Source organism: Roseovarius halophilus (ex Wu et al. 2025) (assembly GCF_047086965.1).
Genome location: NZ_JBKOTX010000010.1, coordinates 29276 through 55652, shown reverse-complemented (window position 1 = coordinate 55652; position 26377 = coordinate 29276). Strand labels below are relative to the sequence as shown.

Sequence of the window (26377 nt, the reverse complement as noted above, 5' to 3'; positions counted from 1 at the left end):
TTTCTTTACCAGCGACGTTCGAAGCGGCGACGCAGGACGATGGCGAGAAGGTTCATCAGAACCAGAAAGACCAGCAAGACGCAGATCGCCGCGGCTGTGCGGGCCTCGAATGCGCGTTCGGGAAAGTCCGACCAGCGGAAGACCTGTACGGGCAGCACCGAAGCACTGTCGGTGATGCTTGTCGGCACTTCGACAATGAAGGCGACCATGCCGATCATGATCAGCGGCGCGGTCTCTCCGAGGGCTTGCGCCATGCCGATGATCGTCCCGGTCAGGATGCCCGGCATGGCCAGCGGCAAGACGTGATGAAAGCTTGCCTGCACGTTCGACGCGCCCACACCGAGCGCGGCCTCACGGATCGAGGGGGGCACGGCCTGAATCGCGGCGCGGGCCGCGATGATGATCGTTGGCAGGGTCATAAGGGCGAGCACAATGCCACCCGCGAGCGGCGCCGAACGCGGCACGCCGAAGACATTGAGAAAGACCGCGAGGCCAAGCAGCCCGAAGACGATCGAAGGCACCGCCGCGAGATTGTTGATATTGACCTCGATGAAGTTGGTGAAGCGGTTCTTCGGGGCGAATTCCTCAAGGTAGATTGCGCCAAGAACGCCGATCGGGAAGGCGAGCGCGAAGGTGACCAGCATGGTCAGAAGGGAGCCGACAAGCGCCCCACGGATACCGGCCAGCTCCGGTGCGCGACTGTCGGCCGAGGTGAAGAACCGCCAATTGAAGACCTCTTCGATTTGATCGCGTTCCCTGAGAGTTTCGATCCAGACAATCTGGTTGTCGGATACCTTGCGCGAGGCCTCCGGCATCGTGGTCGTGAAAAATTGCCATTCAGTCTCGTTCTCGATCGGAAGCGAGACCCCGGTCAGCATCTCACCGCGCGCTTGGCTGCGGTTGAGTTCCGAAAGCCGAATCCAGCCGCCACCGGCTTTGATCAGAAGCGAGATGTTCTCGTCGTCGACCGTCTCGCTGCCACCGGCCCCGGCGGCCCGATCTTCCAGCGCCGCGGCCTCATCGAGCAACGCCTGCTCGGCAACACGCGCCTTCTCCGCCTTCGCCATCAGGGTTGCGCGGTCCTCTTCGGTCTCGGCCGCCTCGGCACGCTCGGTATAGACGGAAACTGCGTTGGCCTGCCGGGCGGCCTTGACCCGCAGGGAGTCCGCATCTTCGTAGAGATGCCGCTTCACGGTCTCGAGCGCCTCGGCAAAGTCGTTGGTGCTTGTCGAGATGACCAGATCGCCTTCCGCGGCCTCGCTGACGGAGAGCTTGCCGGAAACATCCTTTTCGACAAGGCGCCCATACTCATTCTTGAGATAAAGGTCTGTCACGTCCGACGCCAGGAAGGCGAAGGAGACAGTCTCGCCGACAAGATCGGGATCCGCGGCCACGACATCGCCCAGCTCGAACGCCGCCCCGCCCGACACGAGATCCTTGAGGGCGCGGCGCTCCGTCCGGCCCGAGGCCATCGGAAACAAGTCTCGCAGCATCTCGGTTGTCACGGCGTCGTAATCGCCGCGCACGATCTGGTCGGCCGCTGTGTCCTCGTCGATCTCCAATGTCTCGGCATCAAGCGTGACATCGGCAACGATGTAATGCTCGGTCATGGCATAGGACGCCTTGAAGACGACACTCCAGAGCAGGGAGACAAGCGCCAGTGCGGCGATGGAAATCGCAATTATCCCGTAAGTCTTGAGGCGGAATTCGGATGCACGCCGTTTTTTCAGCCGCGCCGGTACGGCGGTGATACTGCCGTGATCGAAACGTTCAATCTCTGGCTGAGAGGTCATATCAGACATTGTATCAAGCTTCCTCAGTCGTACCGTTCACGGTATTTTGCCACAAGGCGTTGCGCCGCCATGTTCATGAGAAGGGTCATCACGAACAGTGTGAAGCCCAGGGTAAAGGCCGGTCCGGCGGCTGTTGAGGCCTCGGTGTCACCGGTGATCAGCGCCACGATCTGCACGGTCACGGTGGTCACCGCTTCGAGAGGGTTGGCAGTCAGGTTTGCCCCCTGCCCCGCGGCCATGACAACGATCATCGTTTCGCCGATGGCCCGGCTTATCCCCAGCAGGACGGCCGAAACAATCCCCGGCAAAGCCGCGGGCAAGACGACCTGCCTGATGGTTTCAGCCCGGGTCGCACCAACCGCGAGCGAGCCATCGCGCAAGGTTTGCGGGACCGCGTTGATGACGTCGTCCGAGAGCGAGGAGATGAAAGGAATGATCATGATGCCCATGACGATCCCCGCGGCGAGAGCCGACTCGGAGGCGACCTGAATTCCAATGGCCTCGCCGCTGTCGCGGAGGAAAGGCGCAAGGGTAATTGCGGCGAAGAAGCCGTAGACCACCGTCGGGATACCGGCGAGCACCTCCAGCATGGGCTTGGCGACCGAGCGGACGCTGGACGAGGCAAAGTCTGACAGGTAGATCGCGGCGAAGAGCCCCACGGGCACCGCCACGAGCATCGCGATCGCCGTAATCAGCAATGTCCCGGCGAAAAGCGGAAGCGCCCCGACCTTCTCGGCGTCCAACTTGCCCTCGAAGACGCCCGAGAGCGGGCTCCAGGTGGTGCCGAAGAGATATTTGTGAAGCTGCCAGTCGATCGCTTCGAAGAACCGGAAAGTCTCGAAAATCAGTGACAGGATGATGCCGATGGTGGTCAGGATGGCGATGGCCGCCGTGACCAGCAGGATCGAGCGGATCACGTTTTCGGAGTGGTTGCGCGCGCGCCACTCGACAGCGACGCGGGAATAGGAAAGATAGCCTGCAAGGAGCGCTGCTCCGAGGCTGCCGACAATGAGCGCCCAGGTGTGAACCGCGCTCATCGTCGAGAAACGGCCGGCGATCCGCTCGCGCAGCGGGTCGGACACCGAAGAGATGCGCCCTTCCGAAATCGCGCGGGCGTCGGAGAGGATCAATTGGTGCTCGATGTACTCTTTGTCCGGAAGCGCTTCACCGATGTCGGACATGAGGCTGGATGTGATCCACCAGTTGCCGAACACAACCAGCACGATGAGGATGCCCCATCCGGCTATCAGAACCCATAGGAGGCTGTGCAAGCCATGATAGGACGGTCGCGAATGAAGGGTGGCCGGTGCATCGCCCCCGATCTGCAGGGCGCGGCGTCTGGACGCCATGTATGCGGCAACCGCGAGCACGAAAATGACCAATGTCAGTGTGAATACCATCTGGCAGGCTCCGGGAAGCAGCAGCAGGACTGAGATTTCGCCGAGCGGGCCCCGGCGAGACGAGAGGACCGAGGGCGGCCCAGGCCGCCCTCGGAGACAATATCGTTACCGGGATCAGTAGTTGTCTTCTGTCAGCGCGGGGAGGTTCTCGACCGCTTCCTTGTTGGCTGCCATGACATCGGCGCCAACGGGGATCAGGCCAAGTTCGGTGAGGTAGCCATCGGGGCCATTGGAGTTCACGAATTCCTTGGCGTATTCGATAACACCGGGGATCACGTCAACATGCGCGTGCTTGATGTAGAAATACATGGAGCGCGACACCGGATACTCGTCCGAGGCGATGTTGTCGAAAGTCGGCTCGACACCGTCGACGACAGCGCCTTTCAGGGCGTCGGCGTTCTGATCGAGGAACGAGAAGCCGAAGATGCCGAGGGCGCGGTCATTGGCTTCCAGCTTGGAGACGATCAGGTTGTCGTTTTCACCCGATTCGACATAGGCACCGTCTTCACGGATGTGCATGCCGCTCTCTTCGCAGTCGTCGCCGCCTGCTTGCTCGCAGCCAGCTTCCATTGCGAGCTCTTCGAAAGCGTCGCGCGTGCCCGATGTCGGCGGCGGTCCGAGAACCTCGATCTGCTCGGCCGGAAGCGTCGGGTCGATCTCGTCCCATGTCGTGGGCATGGGACCGTTCGCCGCGAGCGCCTGCCAGACTTGGCCAAGCGTCAGTTCGAAGTCGGGGCCGGATTTCGCGTTCGCGATCACGATGCCGTCATAGCCCGCGACGACTTCCGTGAAGTCGACACCGTTCTCGGCGCAGGTCTTCACTTCCGTCATCTTGACGCGGCGCGATGCGTTGGTCACATCGGGGTGCTCTTCGCCGACACCGGCGCAGAACAGCTTGAGGCCGCCGCCCGAGCCTGTCGATTCAACGACAGGCGTGGCGAAATCAGTCGATTTGCCAAACTGTTCTGCCACGGCTGTGGAGAAAGGAAACACGGTCGAGGATCCGACGATGCGGATCTGATCACGGGCTGCGGCAGTTGTCGCGGAAACGGCAGCGATCGCCAGAGCAGAGGCGGTCAGTTTTGCGAATTTCATTAGGAAGCTCCTATTGTGTCCTACCGGATGCCGAGGGTTCGTCTAGAGGTGGCACCCGCCGACCGTGAGCTAACGGGCTGGCAATACGCTTTTGCGACATTCACGTAACAGTTTGATGACAACCACCGAACGCGGGGATCAACCACTCCTCAACCTCGGCAATCAGCCATCTTTGAGCGGAAGAACGATGCTGAAGGTCCTGCCCTCGACACGTTACCCGGCGCACCAGGTCCATCGCCTACCGGAAAAACCTATTCATCCGAGAAAAGTGCAAAAATCAGACCGGGCCACTGACAACCCGGCACCACCGCGCATCGGCACCCCGGTTCATGCGCGGGCCCGATTGTCACGTTTCTGAAGTCAAACCGACATGAATGTGATACGTCCGCCATGTAGCGACCCCAGTAACTCACCAGGGGGTGGCAATGCTATCTGTAGACAGCTTAACAAAAAAGTTCGGCGGCAATGTCGCGGTGGATCGCGCAACATTCGCCGTGGACCGACCCGCCATGATCGGCATCATCGGACGGTCCGGCGCGGGCAAGTCGACGTTGCTACGCATGATCAATCGGCTGACAGATGCGTCAGACGGGCAAATCACGTTCGAAGCTACGGCGATCACATCCTTGTCCGGGCACGAGAAGCGCCAGTGGCAATCCCGCTGTGCCATGATCTTCCAGCAGTTCAACCTCGTGCCGCGCATGGACGTGGTGTCGAACGTCCTGCACGGCACGCTCAATCAACGGTCGACGCTGGCAACCCTGTTCAATTACTATCCCGGCGCCGATATTCACAGGGCGATCGACATCCTCGACCGGCTGGGTATCGCGAGCGTTGCCGCACAGCGTGCCGAATCGCTGTCCGGAGGCCAGCAACAGCGCGTGGCCATCGCACGGGCGCTCATGCAGGACCCGCAAATCATCCTTGCGGACGAACCGATCGCGAGCCTCGACCCGATGAACGCGCAAATCGTCATGGATTCGCTTCGCCGCATCCATGAGGAAGACGGCCGCACGGTGATCGCCAACCTCCACACGCTGGATACCGCGCGCCGCTACTGCGACAGGGTCATCGGCATGCTGCACGGCCGGATCGTCTTTGACGGGACGCCTGCCCAACTGACGAGCGGCGTGGCACGCGACATCTATGGCGCGGATGCGACTTTTTCCGAGAGCAGCACATCGACCTCGCTGCAGCATGTTCGGAAGGATGCGGAGCCGCCGAATCAGCATCGCGAAGTCGAAGCGAGCGCCTGAGCTTTTCACCCTCGTCGAAACTCTTCGACGAGACCAATCCCTCAAGTACTGAAAAGAGGACATCATGAAGAAACTGTTTGCTGCCATTGTGGCAACCACTGCTCTGGTCGGTCCGGCCATGGCCCAGGACAAGATCGAGGAATTCCGCATCGGCATCCTCGGCGGCGAAAATGCGCAGGACCGCATGGCGTCGAACGAGTGCTACCGCGCCAAGGCTGAGGAACTGCTCGGTGTGCCGGTTAAGCTGTTCACACCTGCGGACTATGATGGTGTCATCCAGGGCCTTCTGGGCGGTACAATCGACATGGCGTGGCTCGGCGCCTCCGCTTATGCGAAAACATGGCTGACGGACCCTGATGCCGTTGAGCCGATCATGGTAAAGACCAACACGGACGGCTCGTACGGTTACCACTCGATCGGTTTTGCGCGCAAGGACAGCGGCATCGCCTCGCTGGAAGACATGGAGGGCAAGACCTTCGGGTTCGGCGATCCGAATTCCACGAGTGGTTACCTGATCCCGTCGATCGAGATACCGCAGGAAACCGGCGCCAGCATGAAGTCCGGCGACTACTTCGCCGAGGTCAAGTTTACCGGCGGCCACGAACAGACGATCGTTGCCGTCGCCAACGGTGACGTGGACGGCGGCGTGACCTGGGCCGATGGCATGGGTGCATGGGAAGACGGCTACAATTCCGGCGCGCTGCGCAAGGCCGCGGATGCCGGGCTGGTCAACATGAACGAACTGGTCGAGGTCTGGAAATCCAAACCCATCCCCGAGGGCCCGATCGTTCTGCGCACTGCCCTGCCCGAGCGCGTCAAGATCGACATCACCTCGCTGACGGCGTCTCTGCCCTACATGGACCCGGATTGCGCCTACAGCTTCATGGCCGGTGAAGCCCTCGGCTTCCAGCCGATCGACCATGACGCCTACACCTCGATCATCGAGGCGCGCAAATCCAAGATGTAAGCCTTCGCGGCTGATCAACGGCCGGGTCCCATGGTGGGGCCCGGCCTTTTCATACGAGGAAACGGCATGAGCGAGGCGAGCGTATCCGCAGGAGCGGCCGACAGCATCGACAACATCCGGGCGCAGTACCTGGAAATGACGCGGCGCAAGCGCATGTACGGGGGCATCGTCCTGGTCGTATTTGTCGCGTTGATGGCCTCCGGTTTCATGGTTGCGGACGATCGCAACGCCGGCGGTTTCTGGGACGGGATAACCAACATATTCACTTTTCCCGGCGAAGTGCTGAGCGAAGCCGGCGACAAGATCGCCCTGTTGCCCGGGCTCATGTGGAAATTCCTGCCGTCATTGATCGAAACGATCAACATCGCCGCCGCATCGACGCTGCTCGGGGCGGTGCTGGCCTTGATGATCTCGCTCCTGTCGACCCGCGGGCTGGCACGCTGGCCCCGCCTCATCCCGCTTTTCCGGCGGTTGATGGATATCCTGCGGGCCATCCCCGAAATCGTGATCGCGCTCGTGCTGATCTTCATCATGGGCGGCGGGCCAGTACCGGCGATGATCGCCATCGCGCTTCATACGGTCGGTGCGTTGGGCAAGCTGTTTTCCGAGGTCAACGAGAACGCATCGCTCAACCCGGTCGAAGGTCTGCAATCGGTTGGCGCCTCGTGGAGCCAGCGCATGGTTCTTGGCGTCATACCGCAGGTTGCGCCCAACTACCTGAGCTATGCGCTCCTGCGGTTCGAGATCAATATCCGGGCCTCGGCGATCCTCGGGTTCGTGGGCTCGGGCGGTATCGGTTACGACCTGAAGAACGCGTTCAGCTGGGGCCAGGGGCGCTATGACGAGGTTGCGGCGATCTTTCTGCTGCTTTTCGGGGCGATCGTCTTTTTCGACCAGCTTTCAGGCCATTTCCGCAACCAGTTGACAGGCGCGAGGTAAGCCATGACTTCGATAACGCAGGACCCGCCGCAAACCACTGAAATCACTTCACTGTTTCGCCGCAAACAAATGATCGCGCTTGCGGTGCCGGCAGTCGTGCTTGCCTATTTCTGCTACATCTTCTTCGCCTTTGATCTGCCCGGCTTGATGGAGCGTGCGCGGCTGGACAACGCCCGGGTGCTTGTCGCCGACAGCTACAGCTACAAGACGCATGTCACCCGCGACAACCGCACGGGGGGAATCACGCTGGCGGTCGAGGGCGAAAGAAAGGGGACCTACCCCGACGGCATGAGCCCGGACTGGGTGACACGCGCCGGCGAGGAGCGCGCCATCGTGGACCTGTCCGGCGGGCACGAGGTAACGATCGACGAGAACACGCTGCGCTATGACGTGCCCGGATACGGTATCATCAACGCGACGGTATCGCGGCGGCAAGGCGTCGGTCTGGATCTGCCTTCCGACGAGGTGCCCGAATGGATTAGCGCCAGTTCGACACGCGTGGACATCACGACGGATGCGGGCCGGATAATCCTGACGAAAGCGCGTACCGAGGTGATGCGCTATCATTTCGGGTGGGAGTTGTTCTGGTTCACGCTCGACAGCCCGTTTTACGGCAAGAGCTTTGGCGAGCTTGTCGGGCTGGCGTTTTCCGGCGACAGGGTCGTGCCCGGCAAAAGCAACATCGCGGCCATCCTGCACGACGTGTGGAACAATCGCATGTGGCAGCACAAGGACGTGATGTGGGCCATGTTCGAGACCGTTCTGATGGCCTTTCTCGGGACGATGGGCGCCGCGATCGTGGCGCTCCCACTGGCCTTTGTCGCCGCGCGCAATTTCAATCGCCTTACGCCTGTGCGGCTTGCCATCAGGCGGGTTTTCGATTTCGTGCGCGGGGTGGATGCGCTGATCTGGACGATCATCCTTGCCCGCGCCTTCGGACCCGGGCCGTTGACCGGCAGCCTAGCGATCCTGCTGACGGACAGCGGCAGCTTCGGCAAGCTGTTTTCCGAAGCGATCGAGAACATCGACGAGAAACAGACCGAGGGCATCCGGTCCACGGGGGCCAAGCCGCTGCAACGGTATCGTTTCGGCGTCATTCCACAAATCACGCCGATATTGCTGAGCCAGGTTCAGTACTACCTCGAATCCAACACGCGCAGCGCCACCGTCATCGGCGCGATCACGGGCGGCGGGATCGGGCTGATGCTGACACAGGCGATCATCACCCAGAAGGACTGGGAAGAGGTCAGCTATTACATCGTTCTCGTCATCCTGACGGTGATGCTGATGGACACTTTCTCGGGCTGGCTGCGCGGCCGGCTGATCGGTCGGAACCAGCGTGATTGACATGCCCAGACTGATGGAAAACGCCCCGGTCATTCACGAATGGTGCGACATAACGGAGTCGAGCTTCGGGAACTTCACGGAAATCGGCCGCGGCAGCCGCATTTCGCATGCCGAGATCGGGGATTATTCGTATTGCGACCGCTACGCCGATATCGCGAACGCGACGATCGGCAAGTTCGCGAACATCGCCAGTTTCGTGCGGATCGGGGCAACGGATCACCCGCTGGACCGGGCAAGCCTGCATCATTTCATGTACCGGTCGTCGGATTACTGGGATGACGCCGCCCCGGACGACGCGTTCTTCCGTCACCGGAAATCGCGCCGCAGCCATATCGGCCACGACACGTGGCTGGGCCACGGGGCGATGATCAAACCGGATGTCACCGTGGGGCACGGCGCGGTGGTGGCAGCCGGGGCCGTGGTGACACGGGATGTCGCGCCTTACACGATCGTGGCGGGAACCCCTGCCAAACCGCTGCGCCGCCGGCAACCCGAGGCCATTGCCGAGCGTTTGATCGCCCTTGGCTGGTGGGACTGGCGCCACGAGCGCCTGCGCGCCGCGCTGGAGGATTTCCGGCACCTGGACGCCGAATCTTTCCTGGAAAAGCACGGCGGATAACCGTTCGGTCAATCCTCCAGCGTCAGGGTCACGCGGTCGCCCGCGAACCATGTCCGCCCGTACTCCACCGGTCGGCCATCGGTATCCGCGTTCAAGCTGGTGGACCGCAACAGCGGCGCGCCTTCGCGCAGTTGCAGATGCAGGGCCTGCGCGGCATCCGCGACGACCGCGGTCAACCGCGTCGAGACGCGCGTGTAATCGTGAACGCCCACCTGTTCGAGCGCGCGCGTCACGCTGTCCTGCGCCCTGAGGGCAGATTCGATCTCGGGCAGACGCTGAACCGGAAAAACACTGACAAAGAGCGCGATCGGCATGGCATCGGCCAATGACAGGCCACGATAAACGCAGACGGGGGCGCCCGGCGCGATCTGCAGGGCGCGCGCTTCGCTTTCGGCGCTTGTTCGCGTTTCGATCTGCAGCGCCTCCCGCCCCGGCTTCTGGCCGACGGCGCGGATATTCTCGTGAAACCGGACGCGCTTGCCGATCGCGTAATCGGTGGGCTGCGACGTCACGAAAACACCCGACCCGCGGCGCGTCCGCACGATGCCCTCGGCCACGAGGTGCTTGATCGCGTGGCGCACCGTGTGGCGGTTCACGCCGAACCGGCCGGCCAGCTGCGCCTCGGTCGGCAGCTTGGCGCCCACGTCGTAGCGCCGCTCGGCGATATCTTCGCGCAGGCTGTCGCAAATCGTTTTCCACAGTGGCGTGCCGCGGCCGCTTTCTGACTCGTCACCCAACTTTCATAATTCCTTTCTGGTCCTGATACGGTCGATCTGCCATAATGTGTCTAGTTGTATAGTAATTTGCGGACTTGTCGAGATGGCAGATGAAACCGGGGCAGAATCTGATCGTCAGGCGTGGATGGGCCTTTTGGCCCGGTCGCCGGATGGCCGGGTCGCGGACCTGTTCGAAAGCGCGGGCGCCGGGCCGGACTACGAGTGGCTGCGCCGCCCCGAGATCGGAAGCATCATGGTCCGGGGCCGCGCGGGGGGCGCCGGCGCCCCGTTCAACATCGGCGAAATGACCGTGACGCGGTGCTCGCTGCGGCTTGGCACGGGCGAGGTGGGCCATGCCTATGTGCAAGGCCGCCGCCCCGCGGATGCGCAGGCGGCTGCACTGGTGGATGCCTTGCTGCAGACAAGCGATGCCGGACCCGTGCGGGCCGCCGTGCTCGACCCGCTTCTGGCAGAGGAAGGCGCGCGCAAAACGGCCCGCGCCGCAAAGGCCGCCGCCACGAAGGTGGATTTCTTCACCATGACGAGAGGAGAGGATTGATGCGGGCCGAGGCAATGGAGGGTGGCTTTGCCGATCCGTCGACAGCATCCGCGCACGCCTTTCGCGCCATCATGGAGGCCATGGCGCGTCCGGGCCGGATCGAGAGCGTGAAAGGGGCCGTGCCCCCACCGCCGATGTCACCCGCCGCCGGGGCGGTTGTGCTGACTTTGTGTGATCATGACACCCCGCTGCATCTGGCGGCCGGGTTCGACACGCCCGAAACGCGCGCATGGGTGACGTTCCATACCGGCGCGCCGGTTGCGGCCGCTGACGCGGCCGCCTTTGCCTTAGGTGACTGGGATGGCCTGTTGCCGCTGTCGCAGTACCGCCGGGGAAACCCGGAATACCCCGACCAGTCCGCCACGCTGATCGTCGAGCTTGCCGGGCTGAGCACGGACGGCGCCACCCTGCGCGGCCCCGGCATCAGGGACGAGGCGCAGCTATCGCTTCCTGAAACACGTGCCTTCCGGGAAAACGCGCAAACGTTCCCGTTGGGGCTCGATTTCCTGTTCACCTGCGGCGGGCGGCTGGCCGCCCTGCCCCGATCGACAGAGGTCCTGTAATGTACGTGGCGGTCAAGGGTGGCGAACGCGCCATCGACAATGCCCATGCGTGGCTGGCCGAGGAGCGGCGCGGCGACACCGCGGTTGCCGAACTCGGCGTCGCGCAGATACGCGAACAGCTGGCGCTGTCGGTCAATCGCGTCATGGCCGAAGGCTCGATCCACGACCCCGACCTTGCCGCGCTGGCGATCAAGCAGTCGCGCGGGGACCTGATCGAGGCGATATTCCTGTTGCGCGCCTATCGCACCACGCTGCCGCGTTTCGGTACCTCCGAGCCGGTCAACACCGCCGACATGGCCTGCGACAGGCGGATTTCGGCCACCTTCAAGGATGCGCCCGGCGGCCAGATCCTCGGCCCGACCTTCGACTACACGCACCGCCTGCTGGATTTCAAACTGGCAGCCGACGGCGATTCTCCCGAGGCACCGGCGGCCGCCCCCCGCACGGCCCGGACGCCGCATGTCACCGGGTTTCTCAACAACGAGGGCCTGATCGAGACAGAGCCCGCAAGCGACGAGACACCGCCCGACCTGACGCGCGAACCGATGAGCCTGCCCGCCAGCCGGGCGCTGCGCCTGCAGGCCCTGACACGGGCCGACGAGGGCTTCCTGCTCAGTCTCGCCTATTCGACGCAGCGGGGCTATGCGCGCAACCATGCCTTCGTCGGCGAGTTGCGGATCGGCGCCGTGGCGGTCGAGATGGACATCCCCGAACTGGGATTTTCCATAGAGATCGGGGAAATCACGCTGACCGAATGCGAGACGGTGAACCAGTTCACCGGGTCGAAGACGGAACCGGCGCAGTTCACGCGCGGCTACGGCCTGGTGTTCGGCCAGACCGAGCGCAAGGCCATCGCGATGGCGCTGGTGGACCGGGCGCTGCGCTGGCGGGAACTGGGCGAGGAGGATAGCGGCGCGCCGGCGCAGGACGAGGAATTCGTGCTCAGCCATGCCGACAACATCCAGGCGACCGGATTCCTCGAGCATATCAAGCTGCCGCATTACGTCGACTTCCAGAGCGAGATGGAACTGGTGCGGCAATTGCGACGCGACTCGGCGAAGCTGCCGGAAGAGGACACGGCGGAATGACCGCGGTGGTGTTCGATATCGGCAACGTGTTGGTGCGGTGGGACCCGGTACCGGCCTTCCTGCCGGACCTGAATGACCGCGACGAGGTGCTGCATTTCCTTGAGCGGACGGATTTCCACGCCCTTAACCTTCGCGCCGACCGTGGCGAGCGTTTCGGGACGCTGGCACAGGAAATCAGCGACCCCGATGATCGGATGCTGCTTGCGCGGTATACCGACCGCTTCGCGCTTACCGTGCGGGATGCGATCGAGGACAGTTGGAAGCTGCTGGAGCGCCTCAGGCGCCGGGGATACGGCATTCACGCGATCACCAACTGGTCGGCCGAAACGTGGCCCATCGGCCTGACGCTGCACCCGCGGCTGCATGACGTGTTCGGCGTGACCATCGTTTCGGGCCGGGTCGGGCTGGTGAAACCCGAAGCGGCGATTTTCGACCTGTTCTGCGCGCGTGCCGGCGTCGGCCCGGAAAACTGCCTGCTGGTCGATGACAGCCCGGCGAACATCGCGGGCGCACAGGCGGCCGGATGGCAAACGCATCTCTTTGAAACGCCGGTGAAACTGGACGCCGATCTGACCGAAAGGGGGCTGCTGTGACGTCTGAGGCCTACAACTTCGCCTATCTGGATGAACAGACCAAACGCATGATCAGGCGCGCCATCCTCAAGGGGCTGGCCATCCCCGGTTACCAGGTGCCTTTCGCCAGCCGCGAAATGCCCATGCCCTATGGCTGGGGCACAGGCGGCGTGCAGGTATCCGCCGCCATCATGGCCCCCGAGGACCGGTTCAAGGTGATCGACCAAGGCGCCGACGATACCACGAATGCCGTCTCGATCCGCCGGTTCTTCGAACGCACGGCGGGTATCGACACGACCACGGACACGCGGGAGGCGACCGTCATCCAGACACGGCACCGCATCCCTGAAACACCGCTGACCGACGGACAGGTCATCGTCTATCAGGTGCCCATCCCCGAACCGCTACGGTTCCTCGAACCGCGCGAGACGGAAACGCGCAAGATGCACAGCCTCGGCGAATACGGGCTCATGCATGTCAAGCTCTACGAGGATATCAGCCTGCACGGGCATATCGCCACGTCCTACGCCTATCCGGTGCTTGTCGAAGGGGACTACATCATGGATCCCTCGCCGATCCCGAAGTTCGACAACCCCAAGATGTCGGATTGCGCCGCGATCCAGCTTTTCGGCGCCGGGCGGGAACAGCGCATCTATGCCCTACCGCCCCACACGAAAGTCGCGAGCCTCGATTTCGAGGATTACCCGTTCGCCGCGACCAAGGCCGATGAAACCTGCGACCTGTGCGGCGCGGACGGCAGCTATCTGGACGAGTTGATCACCGATGACGCGGGAACGCGCATGTTCGTCTGTTCGGACACGGATTATTGCGAAAAGCGGCAAGCCGCCGGGCATCGCGGAAGGAGCGCGGCATGACCACGTCTGCCTCACCCTTGCTGACCGTCCGCAACATCGCGAAAAGCTATGGCGATCATCTTGGCTGCAAGAACGTGGCCTTCGACCTTTTCCCGGGCGAGGTCATGGGGATCGTCGGCGAAAGCGGCTCGGGCAAATCCACGCTGCTGAACTGCCTTGCGGGCCACCTGAAACCGGATCGCGGCGAAGTCGTCTTCGATACCCGCGCCGATGGCCCGCGGGACACCGTCACGATGCCCGAGGCCGAGCGCCGGATGCTGTCGCGCACGGACTGGGCCTTTGTTCACCAGAACGCCCGGGACGGCCTGCGCATGGGGATAAGCGCGGGCGGCAATGTCGGTGAACGGCTGATGGCCGTTGGCGAGCGTCACTACGGCGGCATCCGCGATACCGCCAATGACTGGCTGGGACGGGTGGAGATCAGCCCGGCGCGCATGGATGACCGCCCCGTCACCTTTTCGGGGGGGATGCAGCAGCGGCTGCAGATCGCCCGTAACCTCGTGACGGGGCCTCGGCTGGTTTTCATGGATGAACCGACAGGCGGCCTGGACGTGAGCGTTCAGGCGCGGCTTCTCGATCTCCTGCGGGGGCTGGTGCGCGACATGGGACTTTCAGCCATCATCGTGACCCATGATCTGGCCGTGGTGCGGCTACTGGCGGATCGGCTCATGGTGATGAAGGATGGTCATGTCGTGGAAAGCGGCCTGACCGACCAGGTGCTGGACGATCCGCAGCACGCGTACACGCAACTTCTGGTCTCCAGCGTACTGCAGGTCTGACATCATGCTCAAAGGGACACCGCGCGCGATGATCGAAATCGAGAACCTGACCAAGACATTCACGCTGCACAATCAGGGCGGCGCCGTCATCCGGGTCATGGAGGGGGCTTGCCTTGCTGTCGGGCAAGGCGAATGTGTCGGGCTGGTCGGCGCGTCCGGATCCGGCAAGTCGACCCTGATGCGAATGATCCACGGCAACTACCTGGCCAATGGCGGGTGCATCCGGGTCGGGGAAACAGAGGTGAGTGGCGCGACACCCAGGGAAATCCTGCGGATGCGCCGCGAGACGCTGGGATATGTCAGCCAGTTCCTGCGCGTCGTGCCGCGCGTGCCGACGCTGGACGTCGTGGCCGAGCCGTTGCGCGCAACAGGCATGTCTGCCGAGCCCGCCCGCGCCACGGCGGCGGACCTGCTCGGACAGCTGAACATACCGCGCGCGCTTTGGTCTCTCTCTCCGACGACGTTTTCGGGGGGTGAACAGCAACGGGTCAATATCGCGCGGGGGTTCGCGTACCGGTACCCGGTGCTTCTGCTCGATGAACCGACGGCAAGCCTTGACGCCGGCAATCGCGAGGTCGTCATGGGACTGATCGAGGATGCCAAGGCGCGCGGCGCGGCCATCCTCGGCATCTTCCATGACGAGGCCGCGCGGTCGCGCCTCTGCGATCGCATGATCGACGTGACCGCCTTTACCCCGGCAGCGGCGGCATGACGGGCGGACGGCTCATCGCGGTCGTGGGGCCGTCGGGCGCCGGAAAGGACAGCGTGATGCGCGGCATCGCGCGGGCCGCGCCGATCATCCGGCCGGTGCAAAGAACCATCACCCGCCCGCCCGGCATGGGCGGCGAAACCTACGCGTCGGCCACGCCCGAGGCGTTCCGCGCCAGGGTCGCCAACGGCGACTTCTGCCTGCACTGGCAGGTACACGGGCTGCTTTACGGGATACCGGCGGACGTGCTGGCCGATGTGCAGCGTGGCGCGCAACGCATGGCCAACCTGTCGCGCACGGCCCTGACCGACGCGGTGGCGATCTTCCCGTCGCTGCTGGTGCTGCACGTGACGGCCAGCCGCGAAACGCTGGACCGGCGCCTGCGGGAACGCGGGCGGGAGACCGATGACAGCATCACCGCGCGGCTGGCCCGCCCCGCCCCGCGGCTGCCGGACGGGCTGGCGTGCCGGACGGTGCTGAACGACGGCGCCCTTTCCGAGACGGTGGACGCGGCGCTTGACCTTCTCGATGTGCCGCGGGGGCCGCGATGATGCGCCCCGCGGAGCCGCGACCCGCGCGCCCGCCGATGGCCGGGCGCAGCAACAGCGCGCCCCTGCAGTCTCCAACCGCGAACGGATTATGCCACGCATGAAACCCAACAGCCTTCACGAACTGCCCCGCGGCCGCGCTGACGCGCGCGACACCCGCCCGATCGAGTTTGCCAACGCAAGGCTGATCCTGCCGGAACGCGAGTGCCGCGGGGGGCTGACGGTCAAGGGCGGGCGCATCGTCGACATCACGGAAGGCACGAGGGTGCCGGCGGGTGCCCTTGACTGCGAGGGCGACTGCGTGATGCCGGGGCTGGTCGAGCTGCACACCGACAACCTTGAACGCCATATCGAGCCGCGGCCCGCGGTCGACTGGCCGCACTTCTCGGCGATACTGGCGCATGACGGTGAACTTGCCTCGACCGGCATCACCACCGTTTTCGACGCGCTCCGGCTGGGGTCGCTTTCGGGGGAGCCGTCGCGGCGCGAGCGATATTCACGCGCGCTGAGCAACGAGTTGCTGGCGCTTCGGGCGTCCGGCGTCCTGCGCATCAGCCATTACCTGCACCTGAGGGCCGAGATCTGTTCGGAAACGCTGCTTGAAGAATTCGCCGAGTTCACCGAGAGCGACGGGGTCGGGATCGTCAGCCTGATGGATCACACGCCCGGGCACCGCCAGTTCCGGGAGCTCGAGAAGCTACGGACCTATGTGAACGGCAAGCGCCGCGTCAACGATGCCGAGTTCGAGGACCACGTGGCGCATCTGGTCGACCTGCGCTCCCGCCATGGCGAGGCGCATGAACGGGGCGCGATCACCGAGGCGCGGCGGCTCGGTGCCGTTCTGGCCAGCCATGACGACACCACCACCGACCATGTCGAGACATCGCTAGCGAACGGCGTCGGTTTCGCGGAGTTCCCGACAACGCTGGAAGCGGCGCGCGCCTGTCGCGACAGGGGGATCGCCATCATGATGGGGGCGCCCAACATCATCAGGGGCGGATCGCATTCGGGGAATGTCTCGGCGCTCGACCTTGCCGAGCAGGGGCTGCTGGACATCGTATCCTCGGATTACGTGCCGTCCGCGCTGCTGCTGTCGGCCTTCCGGCTGGGCCATATCTGGCAGGACTTGCCGAGGGCCGTCGCGACGGTGACGGCGGCGCCGGCCGACGCCGTTGGCCTGCGCGACCGCGGCAGGCTGCACGTGGGCCAGCGCGCGGACATGGTGCGCATTCGCGAACTTGACGGAACTCCCGTCGTGCGTGGCGTGTGGAGCGCGGGGCGTCAGGTCGGCTAGGGCGCGCCGCGCGCCAGCCCGCATGACCGCGTGACGAAGCGCCGTATCTCGTCGCCGACCTGGACCGGGTGCGTGACCGGGGCCATGTGCCCCGCGTCCATTATGACCGTGCGTTCCGCCCTTGGCAGCCGCGTCGCCAGCCCTTCCTGGATCACGCCGACGATGGCGGGCGACAGGCTCCCCTCCATCAGCAGGACGGGCAGGTCGAGCGTGCTCAGCGCCCCGGGCGACAACAGCCCGGCAGGATCATCGTTGAGCGCGCCCTCGGCGGCCGCGACCAGCGGCATCCGCTTGGCGAAGGCGGCACGCTGTTCCCGCGGCAGGCCCGACCACGGTGTCCCGTCCCCCCATTCCCCGAGGAACGCCCGGGCCGCCGCGGGATTGTCCCCCGCCTCGATCGCGCGCGTACAGACCGACATCCTTTCCAGATGCGCCCGATGAAGCGCCGGGTGATCCGTGCGCGCCACGGCGAAAAAGACCGGCTCCACCAGCACGAGGGAACGCACGAGCGCGGGCCACGCGACCGCCAGCCGCAAGGCGACCGTGGCGCCGAAAGAATGGCCAATTACGTGCGCGCTCCCCTGTTCCGACAGGAACTCCTTCGCGATCTCCATCGTCAAGCGCTGGATTTCACCCTGTCCATCCCAATCGGCGCTGCGCCCGTGTCCCGGCAGGTCGAAGGCCGTGATGGTGAAATCGTCAACCAGAACGTCGGCCAGAGAAGCAAAGCTGGCAGAACTGGACAACGAGCAGTGAAGGGCAAGCGCCGGGCGCGCGCCTCGACCAAGGCTCTTCCAAAAGGTCGTGACGCCCGCTTTCTCGCCATAGGGCATGGCTCAGAGGTCGCCGCCGAGATGTGCGTCGAGGTCTTCCAGCCTGTCCTGGCCCCAGAACATCTGCCCGTCATCGACGACATAGAACGGGACGCCGAACACGCCGGCGGCAACAGCCTCTTCAAGGTTGGCGGCATAGGTTTCGGCCCCGCTCAGCAAGCCGCTATCGGCAATCCCCGGGTCGAAACCCGCCTTTTCCAGGCAGGACCTGATCACGTGGTCCTCGGCTATGTTCTGCTCCTCGGCCCAGCAGGCGCGCAGGATGCCGTGCACGAGCTGGCCCATGTGCCCCCCGCCGGCCTGCTGCGCGGCGATGATCGCATAGGAGGACGGCGCGGCGTTCGTCGGCCAGTATCGAGGTTGCGGATCGAGTTGCAGGCCCTGCTTGCGCGCCTGCCTCGGCAGTTCCTGAGCACGATAGGCCAGTCTGCTGGGGTGCCGATCGGCGGGCGCCTGCCCGCCCGTGCGGGCAAACAGCGCGAGCACATCGAGCGGTTTGTAGATTACCGTCGCCCCGTGACGCGCGGCGATATTCTCAAGCCGGGTGCCGGCCAAATAGGCGAACGGCGACAAGGTCGAGAGGTAGTAATCAACATGCACCATTTTCGCGGCCTCTCCCATGGCATAGCTTTGCCATACGCTAAGCTCATGCTAATCGGGTTTCAACGTCGCGAATCTGTTACGCTTCCATCCCAAGGACAATCTTCATGCCGACCACGCCAGAGCCGAAACTCATTTCCGGCAACGCGAACCTGCCGCTTGCCAATGCCGTCGCGCGCAGAATGTCGATGCACAGGGGCGTGAGCGTCGGGCTTTGCGATGCGAGGGTCGAGCGTTTCAACGACCAGGAAATATTCGTCGAGGTCTACGAAAATGTCCGGGGCGAGGACATGTTCATCATCCAGCCCACGTCGAACCCCGCCAATGACAACCTGATGGAATTGCTGATCATGGCGGATGCACTGCGCCGGTCGTCGGCCAAGCGCATCACGGCGGTGATTCCGTATTTCGGCTATGCGCGGCAGGACCGTCGGACCAAGGCCCGTACGCCAATCTCGGCCAAGCTGGTCGCGAACATGATCGTCGAGGCGGGCATAGAGCGCGTGCTGACGATGGATCTGCACGCCGCGCAGATCCAGGGGTTTTTCGATATTCCGGTGGACAACCTTTATGCCTCGCCCGTCTTTGCGCTGGACATCATGACGCAGTTTCAGGGCTCGCTTGGTGACGTGATGATCGTGTCGCCGGACGTCGGCGGCGTGGCGAGGGCGCGGGAGCTGGCAAAACGTATCGACGCCCCCCTTGCCATCGTGGACAAGCGGCGGGAAAAGGTCGGCGAAGTATCGGAGATGACCGTCATCGGGGACGTGACGGGCAAGAAATGCATCATCGTCGACGACATCTGCGACACGGCCGGCACGCTCTGCAAGGCGGCCCAGACCCTGCTGGACAACGGCGCGGAGGAAGTGCACGCCTACACGACGCACGGCGTGCTGTCGGGCCCCGCGGTGGAGCGGATCACGAACTCGGTGCTGAAATCGATGGTGATCACCGACACGATCGCCGCGACCGAGGCTGTCAAGACGACCCCGAATATCCGCATCATACCGACCGCGCCCGTCTTCGCACAGGCGATCCTGAACATCTGGAACGGGACAAGCGTGTCGTCGCTGTTCGAGACGCCGACGCTTGAACCCGTATACGAGGGGCAATTCGGGAACTGAGGCCGGTCGGCGGGGTGGCGCATCCGTCAGTAGACGTCCTGCCAGTCATCTTCGTGAAATGTTTCGCCGATCGCCATCCAGCGGACACGCGCGCGCGCCACGCGTGTATCCGCCCAAGTCCGGAATACCACGTCGAAGCCGTGGCGCGTCACCCTTTCTGCCGTCAGGTCCGCGCGCGCGTTCGTCGCGCTGTCCATGTCCCACATCGACAATGTGACGTGGACAGAGGGTTCGGATTTGAACGGTTGGTCAAAAGTGACGCGATGCCGGCGTTCGCGTGAGCCGCTTCCGGTCCACATTTCACCGCCATCTTCATAGTCGGAGAAGAGTACGTCTTCTCCCTCGTCGATACCGATCGCCTTGTTGATGAAAACTCTCATGACACCGATATCTCCCTCCCGAAGGTCGGATAGACCCGAAATCCGGCGAAAATGGGGGCCGAACGTGAAAAAGGCCCGTAAACGGGCCTTTTCGCGCGTTCATCTGAGGTGACCGGCAACGGCGTCAGTGCGCCGACAGGCCGATCTCATCGCCGACCGCTACCATATCAGACAGCAACTTGGCCGCTTCGTCCACGGGACCGGGCTCGTTTTCATAAGCATCCCGGGCCTTCGCGAGCTTTTCGTTCGCCGCGTCGATCATGGCCTTGAAATGCTCCTGTGTGACTTCGTCCCGCGGGATCGCCTGCTCGGCCAGAACGGACATGCTTTCGCCGTTTATCTCTGCAAAGCCACCGGTCACGACATACTCATTCGGGCCGTCGCCCCCGGACACCTTGACAATGCCCGGGCGCAGGGTCGTGATCAAGGGCAGATGCTCGGGCATCACGGTCATGTCGCCTTCAACACCCGGAATGGAAACCTCCGTCGCCGCGACCGAAGCCAGCAGACGCTCGGGGCTCACGAGGTCGAATTGCAGTGTATCAGCCATCTGGGCCTCCTTGTCATGTTCCGGCCGGGGCGTGTTCCGGGCCCCGACCGCGAACAGGCATTGCTTACGCGGCCTCGGCGGCCATCTTCTCGGCCTTGGCCTTCACCTCGTCAATGCCACCGGCCATGTAGAAAGCGCCCTCGGGCAGGTGGTCGTACTCGCCGGCGACCACGGCCTTGAAGGACGCGATCGTGTCTTCCAGTGGCACCTGAACACCATCCGCGCCGGTAAACACCTTGGCGACGTCGAACGGCTGGCTGAGGAAGCGCTGGATCTTGCGGGCGCGTGCCACGGTCAGCTTGTCCTCTTCACTAAGCTCGTCCATGCCGAGAATGGCAATGATGTCCTGGAGCGACTTGTAACGCTGGAGAATTCCCTGCACGTCGCGCGCCACCTGGTAATGCTCCTCGCCGACGATGGCCGGGTCCATGAGGCGCGACGTCGAGTCGAGCGGATCCACGGCCGGGTAGATGCCGAGCTCGGAGATCGCACGGCTCAGAACGGTCGTCGCGTCAAGGTGGGCGAAGGTCGTGGCCGGGGCCGGGTCGGTCAGGTCGTCGGCCGGCACGTAAACCGCCTGGATCGACGTGATCGAGCCAGACTTCGTCGAGGTGATGCGTTCCTGCATCTGGCCCATGTCGGTAGCCAGCGTCGGCTGGTAGCCCACGGCCGAAGGAATACGCCCCAGAAGCGCCGAAACTTCGGAGCCCGCCTGCGTGAAGCGGAAGATGTTGTCGACGAAGAACAGAACGTCCGTCCCGGACTGGTCGCGGAACTGCTCGGCCAGCGTGAGGCCGGTCAGCGCGACACGGGCACGCGCCCCCGGCGGTTCGTTCATCTGCCCGTAAACCAGGGCAACCTGGCTGTCGCCAAGGTTGTCGGGCTTGATCACGTTCGACTCGATCATCTCGTGGTACAGGTCGTTACCTTCCCGCGTCCGTTCACCGACCCCGGCAAACACCGAGTAGCCCGAGTGCACCTTGGCGATATTGTTGATCAGTTCCATGATGAGAACCGTCTTGCCCACGCCGGCCCCGCCGAAGAGGCCGATCTTGCCGCCCTTGGCATAGGGGGCCAGCAGGTCGACAACCTTGATCCCGGTCACGAGGATTTCAGACTCGGTCGATTGTTCCTCGAATTCCGGGGACGGCTGGTGAATGGCGCGGTTTTCCTCGGACTTGATTTCTTCTCCTTCGTCGACGGGCTCTCCGATGACGTTGATGATCCGGCCGAGGGTCGCGTCGCCGACCGGCACCGTGATCGGGCCACCGGTGTCGGTCACTTCCTGCCCGCGCACCAAGCCTTCGGTCGCGTCCATCGCGATGCAGCGCAAGGTACCTTCACCGAGGTGCTGCGCAACCTCCAGAACGAGGCGCTTGCCGTTGTTGTCGCATTCAAGGGCATTGAGGATTTTCGGCAGGTGGTCGTCGAACTGAACGTCCACCACGGCGCCGATCACCTGCGTGATTGTGCCTTTTGCGTTTGCCATGTTTCGTTTCTCCGGTTTCGGTTAGAGCGCCTCTGCGCCCGAAATGATTTCGATGAGCTCGTTCGTGATCACGGCCTGACGCGAGCGGTTATACTCGATGGTCAACTTGTCGATCATCTCGCCGGCGTTGCGGGTGGCGTTGTCCATGGCCGACATCCGGGCGCCCTGTTCGGAGGCCCCGTTCTCCAGCAATCCGCTGAAGATGGCCGTGGCAACGCCACGCGGCAGAAGCTCGCGCAGTATCGCATCCTCGTCCGGTTCGAAATCGTAAAAGGTGCTGTCTCCGCTTTCCTCTTCCGACGTGTCCACGTCGGCCGGGATGATCTGCTGCTTCGTCGGGATCTGTGTCACGACGTTCTTGAACTCCGAGTAGAAGATCTTGGCGACATCGAATTCACCACCCTCGAAACGCTCCAGCACGTCCTCGGCGATGCGCTGCGCATCCGCGTAGCCCACGTGCTTGACGTCGCCCAAGTCGACATGATGGATGAAATACTGGCCGTAATCCCGCCTCATCGCGTCCCGGCCCTTCTTGCCGACGGTGATGATCTTGACGGTCTTGCCGTGGGCAAGCAGGTCGTCCGCTTCGGCCTTGGCCAGCTTGGCGATATTCGCGTTAAAGCCGCCGCAAAGGCCGCGCTCGGCCGTCATGACGACCAGCAGGTGCGTGTCATCCCGGCCCGTGCCGCTGAGCAGCTTGGGCGCGTTTTCGCTGTCGCCCACGGACGCGGCCAGTTTCGCCATCACGGCGTTGAACCGCTCGGCATACGGACGCGCCATTTCGGCGGATTCCTGTGCCCGCCGCAGTTTCGCGGCGGCCACCATCTGCATGGCCTTGGTGATCTTGCGGGTCGATTTGACCGACTCGATCCGTGTTTTAAGGTCCTTAAGACTTGGCATTGCCGCGTCTCCCCTTATGCGAAGTCAGCGGCGAACTCGTCCAGCGCTGCCTTGACCTTTTCCTCGGCATCGCCGGCGATCTTCGGATCCTCGTCGGTGATGAAATCCAGCAGGTCCTGATGCTTGCTGCGCAGGTGGTTCAGCAGCCCCTGCTCGAAGCGGCCCACTTCCTTCACCTCCAGCTTGTCGAGATACCCGTTGGTACCGGCGTAGATCATGCAGACGATCTCGGCGTTTGTCAGCGGCGAGTATTGCGGCTGCTTCATCAGCTCGGTCAGACGTTCGCCACGGTTGAGCAACTTCTGGGTCGCAGCATCCAGGTCGGAACCGAACTGGGCGAAGGCGGCCATTTCACGGTACTGGGCGAGCGACAGCTTCACCGGCCCGGCGACGGATTTCATCGCCTTGGTCTGCGCCGAGGAACCGACACGCGACACCGACAGGCCGGTGTTAACCGCCGGGCGGATACCCTGATAGAAAAGCTCCGTTTCGAGGAAGATCTGGCCGTCGGTGATCGAGATCACGTTGGTCGGGATGAAGGCCGACACGTCACCGCCCTGCGTCTCGATGATCGGCAGCGCCGTGAGCGAGCCCGCGCCGTTGTCGTCGTTGAGCTTGGCCGAGCGCTCCAGCAGGCGAGAGTGCAGGTAGAAGACGTCGCCCGGGTAGGCTTCCCGCCCCGGCGGGCGGCGCAGCAACAGCGACATCTGACGGTAGGCGACGGCCTGCTTGGACAGGTCATCGTAGACGATCAGCGCGTGACGGCCGTTATCGCGGAAATGTTCCGCGATCGCGGTGGCCGAATACGGCGCGAGAAACTGCATCGGCGCCGGGTCCGACGCCGTGGCAGCCACGACGATCGAGTATTCGAGCGCGCCGTTTTCCTCGAGCTTCTTGACGAGCTGTGCCACCGTCGAGCGCTTCTGCCCGACAGCCACGTACACGCAGTAGAGCTTCTTGTTCTCGTCGTCGCCCGCGGCTTCGTTGTAATTTTTCTGGTTGAGGATCGCGTCCAGGGCCACGGCCGTCTTGCCGGTCTGGCGGTCACCGATGATCAGCTCGCGCTGGCCACGGCCGATCGGGATCATCGCGTCGACGGACTTGAGGCCGGTCGCCATCGGCTCGTGCACCGATTTGCGCGGAATGATCCCGGGCGCCTTGACGTCGGCGACGCCGCGCTTTTCCGTCTTGATAGGGCCCTTGCCGTCAAGCGGGTTGCCGAGCGCGTCAACGACGCGGCCCAGCAGTTCGTCACCGATCGGCACGTCCACGATCGAGTTCATGCGCTTGACGGTATCGCCCTCGGTGATCTCGCGGTCCGACCCGAAGATCACGACGCCGACATTGTCGGTTTCGAGGTTCAATGCCATGCCCATCACGTTGCCGGGGAACTCCACCAGCTCACCGGCCTGAACGTTGTCCAGCCCGTGCACACGTGCAATCCCGTCGCCGACAGACAGAACGCGGCCAACCTCGGCCACCTCGGCTTCCTGGCCGAAATTCTTGATCTGGTCTTTCAGGATCGCAGAAATCTCTGCTGCTTGGATACCCATTCTATCCGACCTCTTTCATTGCATGCTGTAGGGAATCGAGGCGCGAACGGATCGAGGTATCGATCATCTTCGAGCCAACCTTTACGACAAGACCGCCGATGAGACCTTCATCGACGGCCGCATTTATCTTGATCTCCTTGCCGAACCGCTTTTTGAGCGTCTTGGCAAGTTTTTCCGACTGCGCCTTGGTAAGCGACTTCGCGCTGATCACGTCCGCTGTGACCTCGCCCTTGTGGTCCGCGATCATCGCGTTGAGCTGGCGTATCAGTTGCGGCAACACGAACAGGCGGCGCTTGCTTGCCATGAGCCCGAGCGTGTTGCGCAGGACCGGCGTTAGGCCCATCTTCTCGCCGATCGCGGCAATCGCGTCACCCTGTTCGGCGCGGGTGACGACAGGGCTGCTGATAAGGGCGCGCAGATCCTCGCTTTGGTCAAGCGCCTCAGACAGGTCGGCGAGGTTGCTTTCGAGGTCCGTCAGCGACTGGTCGTCCCTGCAGAGCTCGAAAACGGCGGTGGCATAGCGCTCGGCGATGCCGGATGAGATCGAAGCTGGTTCGGACACGTCCACCCTTCCGATTTTTGGCCCCGGTTTGCCGACTTCCTGGTGACGGACTCCGGAGACGTTTGCTTGCGGTGATGTTGGCTTAACATCGAAATTCGGCTGGGGTTTAGCAGAGCCGTGCCAACCTAGCAAGCTGCTTGAAAACGCCTGTATACAACAGAATACCTTTAAATTTTAAAGCCTTAGCGGCGCTGCGACCGATTGCGCAATTTTTGCTTGGTCAAAAACGTCACTGATTTCCGGCTTTTTCCGATTCCTCGCATCGGACAGACCCGTCAGCCCCGGCCGGGAGTTATCGCTACCACCCGGCCAATGCCATGATCGCCCCTTCAACCCCTCTTCCGTGGCGACTTTCGCCCATGGGCGCAGTATGACACGTGCCCGTCGTGAAAGCACGTGTCATCAGGGCCCTGACCGCGAACAGGCGGCATCCTGTCTGGTCGCCACGACCGAACGGGAACTTTGCTCTTTCCAAGGCGGGAAAACCCGTCTATACGCGCGGCTTCACGCGGGGTTACAGCCTTGGAGGAACCCTGCCCAACTTATGGAGAACATCATGGCTGGAGAAATTCCTGATCTTCACGCCCAGGAACGCACGGGGACGGGCAAGGGCGCCGCTCGTGCAGTGCGCCGTGCGCAAATGGTTCCGGGTATCGTATTCGGCGGCGACAATGATCCGCTGCCGATCCAAATTCCGTACAACGTCCTGATCAAGAAACTGACGGACGGGCGGTTCAAGTCGACGCTTTTCAATCTCAAGGTCGACGGGCACGATGACGTGCGGGTCATATGCCGCGACGTTCAGCGCGACGTCGTCAAGGACCTGCCCACGCATCTGGACCTGATGCGCCTGCGCCGGACCAGCAAGATCAACCTGTACATCCCGGTCGATTTCATCAACGAGGACGACTGCCCGGCCCTGCGCAGGGGCGGTGTTCTGACCGTCGTGCGTAACGAGGTCGAACTGATCGTGACGGCCGGCGACATCCCCGAAAAGATCACCGTCGACCTGTCCAAGCTGGAAAACATCGGTGACACCGCCACGATCTCGATGGTGGACCTGCCCGCCGGTTCCAAACCCACGATCACCGACCGCGACTTCGTGATCTGCAACATCTCGGCGCCGTCGGCGTTGAAATCCGACGAGGCCGCGGAAGAGGAAGCCGAGGCGGGCGACGTGCCCACCGTTGGCGAAGAAGACTCGGAAGGTAGCGGGGGCTGACCCTGCAACCATTACCGGTAGCGCGTGACGCGGCGGGGCATCCCG

Annotated in this window: 27 protein-coding genes and 2 pseudogenes; 16 read left to right on the top strand and 13 right to left on the bottom strand. The window is 63.4% G+C overall.

Features of this window, described 5'->3' with window-relative positions:
- Positions 1 to 5: 5 nt before the first annotated feature.
- The 4 genes and pseudogenes from pstA to ACH107_RS03570 form a co-directional block, all read right to left on the bottom strand.
- Positions 6 to 818: pseudogene (gene pstA / locus ACH107_RS03585) on the bottom strand (phosphate ABC transporter permease PstA); the annotation flags it as partial.
- Between the two features lie 492 nt (positions 819 to 1310).
- A pseudogene (locus ACH107_RS03580) lies at positions 1311 to 1793 on the bottom strand (DUF3333 domain-containing protein); the annotation flags it as partial.
- A 23-nt stretch (positions 1794 to 1816) separates the two neighbouring features.
- Positions 1817 to 3193: a phosphate ABC transporter permease subunit PstC gene (gene pstC, locus ACH107_RS03575; RefSeq protein WP_412504678.1), complete on the bottom strand. Its 1377-nt coding sequence runs from the start codon at positions 3191 to 3193 to the stop codon at positions 1817 to 1819.
- A gap of 114 nt (positions 3194 to 3307) precedes the next feature.
- Entirely contained in the window at positions 3308 to 4288 is a 981-nt protein-coding gene (locus ACH107_RS03570) for a substrate-binding domain-containing protein (protein WP_412504677.1), read from the bottom strand.
- Positions 4289 to 4713: 425 nt separating this feature from the next.
- On the opposite strand from ACH107_RS03570, the gene phnC reads away from it, so the two are divergent.
- The 5 genes from phnC to ACH107_RS03545 all read left to right on the top strand — a co-directional run bounded on the left by phnC (position 4714) and on the right by ACH107_RS03545 (position 9416).
- Positions 4714 to 5544 carry a phosphonate ABC transporter ATP-binding protein gene (gene phnC, locus ACH107_RS03565; RefSeq protein WP_412504676.1) on the top strand — a complete coding sequence of 277 codons (831 nt, stop codon included), beginning with the start codon at positions 4714 to 4716 and terminating at the stop codon, positions 5542 to 5544.
- A 64-nt stretch (positions 5545 to 5608) separates the two neighbouring features.
- On the top strand, positions 5609 to 6511 hold the full coding sequence (gene phnD / locus ACH107_RS03560) for a phosphonate ABC transporter substrate-binding protein (RefSeq protein ID WP_412504675.1): 903 nt from the start codon (positions 5609 to 5611) through the stop codon (positions 6509 to 6511).
- A 66-nt stretch (positions 6512 to 6577) separates the two neighbouring features.
- Positions 6578 to 7450 carry a phosphonate ABC transporter, permease protein PhnE gene (gene phnE / locus ACH107_RS03555; RefSeq protein ID WP_412504674.1) on the top strand — a complete coding sequence of 291 codons (873 nt, stop codon included), beginning with the start codon at positions 6578 to 6580 and terminating at the stop codon, positions 7448 to 7450.
- 3 nt (positions 7451 to 7453) lie between these two features.
- The gene (phnE, locus tag ACH107_RS03550) at positions 7454 to 8797 is read left to right on the top strand and encodes a phosphonate ABC transporter, permease protein PhnE (RefSeq protein WP_412504673.1); all 1344 of its coding nucleotides are present in this window, start codon (positions 7454 to 7456) and stop codon (positions 8795 to 8797) included.
- A gap of 1 nt (position 8798) precedes the next feature.
- Positions 8799 to 9416 (top strand): chloramphenicol acetyltransferase, encoded by a 618-nt coding sequence (locus tag ACH107_RS03545; RefSeq protein WP_412504672.1) that lies wholly within the window; start codon positions 8799 to 8801, stop codon positions 9414 to 9416.
- A gap of 8 nt (positions 9417 to 9424) precedes the next feature.
- On the opposite strand, the gene phnF is transcribed toward ACH107_RS03545, so the two are convergent.
- On the bottom strand, positions 9425 to 10153 hold the full coding sequence (gene phnF, locus ACH107_RS03540) for a phosphonate metabolism transcriptional regulator PhnF (protein ID WP_412504671.1): 729 nt from the start codon (positions 10151 to 10153) through the stop codon (positions 9425 to 9427).
- An 82-nt stretch (positions 10154 to 10235) separates the two neighbouring features.
- On the opposite strand from phnF, the gene phnG reads away from it, so the two are divergent.
- The 9 genes from phnG (at position 10236) to ACH107_RS03495 (ending at position 17119) form a co-directional block, all read left to right on the top strand.
- Positions 10236 to 10691, top strand: coding sequence for a phosphonate C-P lyase system protein PhnG (phnG, locus tag ACH107_RS03535; RefSeq protein WP_412504670.1), 456 nt, complete (start codon positions 10236 to 10238; stop codon positions 10689 to 10691).
- Positions 10691 to 11254, top strand: coding sequence for a phosphonate C-P lyase system protein PhnH (gene phnH / locus ACH107_RS03530; protein ID WP_412504669.1), 564 nt, complete (start codon positions 10691 to 10693; stop codon positions 11252 to 11254). Before phnG ends, phnH begins: the two co-directional genes overlap by 1 nt.
- Positions 11254 to 12342, top strand: a complete 1089-nt coding sequence (locus tag ACH107_RS03525; RefSeq protein WP_412504668.1) for a carbon-phosphorus lyase complex subunit PhnI — start codon at positions 11254 to 11256, stop codon at positions 12340 to 12342. The genes phnH and ACH107_RS03525 overlap by 1 nt, the downstream gene beginning before the upstream one ends.
- A complete protein-coding gene (locus ACH107_RS03520) occupies positions 12339 to 12935 on the top strand; it encodes an HAD family hydrolase (protein WP_412504667.1) in 597 nt (198 codons plus the stop codon). Before ACH107_RS03525 ends, ACH107_RS03520 begins: the two co-directional genes overlap by 4 nt.
- Positions 12932 to 13789 carry an alpha-D-ribose 1-methylphosphonate 5-phosphate C-P-lyase PhnJ gene (locus ACH107_RS03515; RefSeq protein WP_412504666.1) on the top strand — a complete coding sequence of 286 codons (858 nt, stop codon included), beginning with the start codon at positions 12932 to 12934 and terminating at the stop codon, positions 13787 to 13789. The genes ACH107_RS03520 and ACH107_RS03515 overlap by 4 nt, the downstream gene beginning before the upstream one ends.
- Positions 13786 to 14568, top strand: coding sequence for a phosphonate C-P lyase system protein PhnK (gene phnK, locus ACH107_RS03510; RefSeq protein WP_412504665.1), 783 nt, complete (start codon positions 13786 to 13788; stop codon positions 14566 to 14568). Before ACH107_RS03515 ends, phnK begins: the two co-directional genes overlap by 4 nt.
- A 28-nt stretch (positions 14569 to 14596) precedes the next feature.
- A complete protein-coding gene (gene phnL / locus ACH107_RS03505; protein WP_412504691.1) occupies positions 14597 to 15280 on the top strand; it encodes a phosphonate C-P lyase system protein PhnL in 684 nt (227 codons plus the stop codon).
- Entirely contained in the window at positions 15277 to 15828 is a 552-nt protein-coding gene (locus ACH107_RS03500) for a phosphonate metabolism protein/1,5-bisphosphokinase (PRPP-forming) PhnN (RefSeq protein WP_412504664.1), read from the top strand. Before phnL ends, ACH107_RS03500 begins: the two co-directional genes overlap by 4 nt.
- Positions 15829 to 15925: 97 nt before the next feature.
- Positions 15926 to 17119 carry an alpha-D-ribose 1-methylphosphonate 5-triphosphate diphosphatase gene (locus tag ACH107_RS03495; protein WP_412504663.1) on the top strand — a complete coding sequence of 398 codons (1194 nt, stop codon included), beginning with the start codon at positions 15926 to 15928 and terminating at the stop codon, positions 17117 to 17119.
- Here ACH107_RS03495 and ACH107_RS03490 read toward each other — a convergent pair.
- Positions 17116 to 17952 (bottom strand): alpha/beta fold hydrolase, encoded by an 837-nt coding sequence (locus ACH107_RS03490; RefSeq protein ID WP_412504662.1) that lies wholly within the window; start codon positions 17950 to 17952, stop codon positions 17116 to 17118. The two genes, ACH107_RS03495 and ACH107_RS03490, sit on opposite strands and share 4 nt — an antisense overlap.
- Positions 17953 to 17955: 3 nt before the next feature.
- Entirely contained in the window at positions 17956 to 18555 is a 600-nt protein-coding gene (locus ACH107_RS03485; RefSeq protein WP_412504661.1) for a 2-hydroxychromene-2-carboxylate isomerase, read from the bottom strand.
- A 104-nt stretch (positions 18556 to 18659) separates the two neighbouring features.
- Between ACH107_RS03485 and ACH107_RS03480 the strand changes: the two genes are divergently transcribed.
- Positions 18660 to 19676: a ribose-phosphate pyrophosphokinase gene (locus ACH107_RS03480; protein WP_412504660.1), complete on the top strand. Its 1017-nt coding sequence runs from the start codon at positions 18660 to 18662 to the stop codon at positions 19674 to 19676.
- Between the two features lie 26 nt (positions 19677 to 19702).
- On the opposite strand, the gene ACH107_RS03475 is transcribed toward ACH107_RS03480, so the two are convergent.
- The 6 genes from ACH107_RS03475 to ACH107_RS03450 all read right to left on the bottom strand — a co-directional run bounded on the left by ACH107_RS03475 (position 19703) and on the right by ACH107_RS03450 (position 25110).
- Complete coding sequence (locus tag ACH107_RS03475; RefSeq protein WP_412504659.1) at positions 19703 to 20056, bottom strand: H-type lectin domain-containing protein; 354 nt, start codon at positions 20054 to 20056, stop codon at positions 19703 to 19705.
- Between the two features lie 124 nt (positions 20057 to 20180).
- On the bottom strand, positions 20181 to 20606 hold the full coding sequence (locus ACH107_RS03470) for a F0F1 ATP synthase subunit epsilon (protein WP_412504658.1): 426 nt from the start codon (positions 20604 to 20606) through the stop codon (positions 20181 to 20183).
- 64 nt (positions 20607 to 20670) lie between these two features.
- On the bottom strand, positions 20671 to 22095 hold the full coding sequence (atpD, locus tag ACH107_RS03465; protein WP_412504657.1) for a F0F1 ATP synthase subunit beta: 1425 nt from the start codon (positions 22093 to 22095) through the stop codon (positions 20671 to 20673).
- A 21-nt stretch (positions 22096 to 22116) separates the two neighbouring features.
- Positions 22117 to 22995 carry a F0F1 ATP synthase subunit gamma gene (locus ACH107_RS03460; protein WP_412504656.1) on the bottom strand — a complete coding sequence of 293 codons (879 nt, stop codon included), beginning with the start codon at positions 22993 to 22995 and terminating at the stop codon, positions 22117 to 22119.
- Between the two features lie 14 nt (positions 22996 to 23009).
- Positions 23010 to 24548: a F0F1 ATP synthase subunit alpha gene (gene atpA, locus ACH107_RS03455; RefSeq protein WP_412504655.1), complete on the bottom strand. Its 1539-nt coding sequence runs from the start codon at positions 24546 to 24548 to the stop codon at positions 23010 to 23012.
- 1 nt (position 24549) lies between these two features.
- On the bottom strand, positions 24550 to 25110 hold the full coding sequence (locus tag ACH107_RS03450; RefSeq protein ID WP_412504690.1) for a F0F1 ATP synthase subunit delta: 561 nt from the start codon (positions 25108 to 25110) through the stop codon (positions 24550 to 24552).
- 556 nt (positions 25111 to 25666) lie between these two features.
- On the opposite strand from ACH107_RS03450, the gene ACH107_RS03445 reads away from it, so the two are divergent.
- Positions 25667 to 26332, top strand: coding sequence for a 50S ribosomal protein L25/general stress protein Ctc (locus tag ACH107_RS03445; protein WP_412504654.1), 666 nt, complete (start codon positions 25667 to 25669; stop codon positions 26330 to 26332).
- Positions 26333 to 26377: the final 45 nt, after the last annotated feature.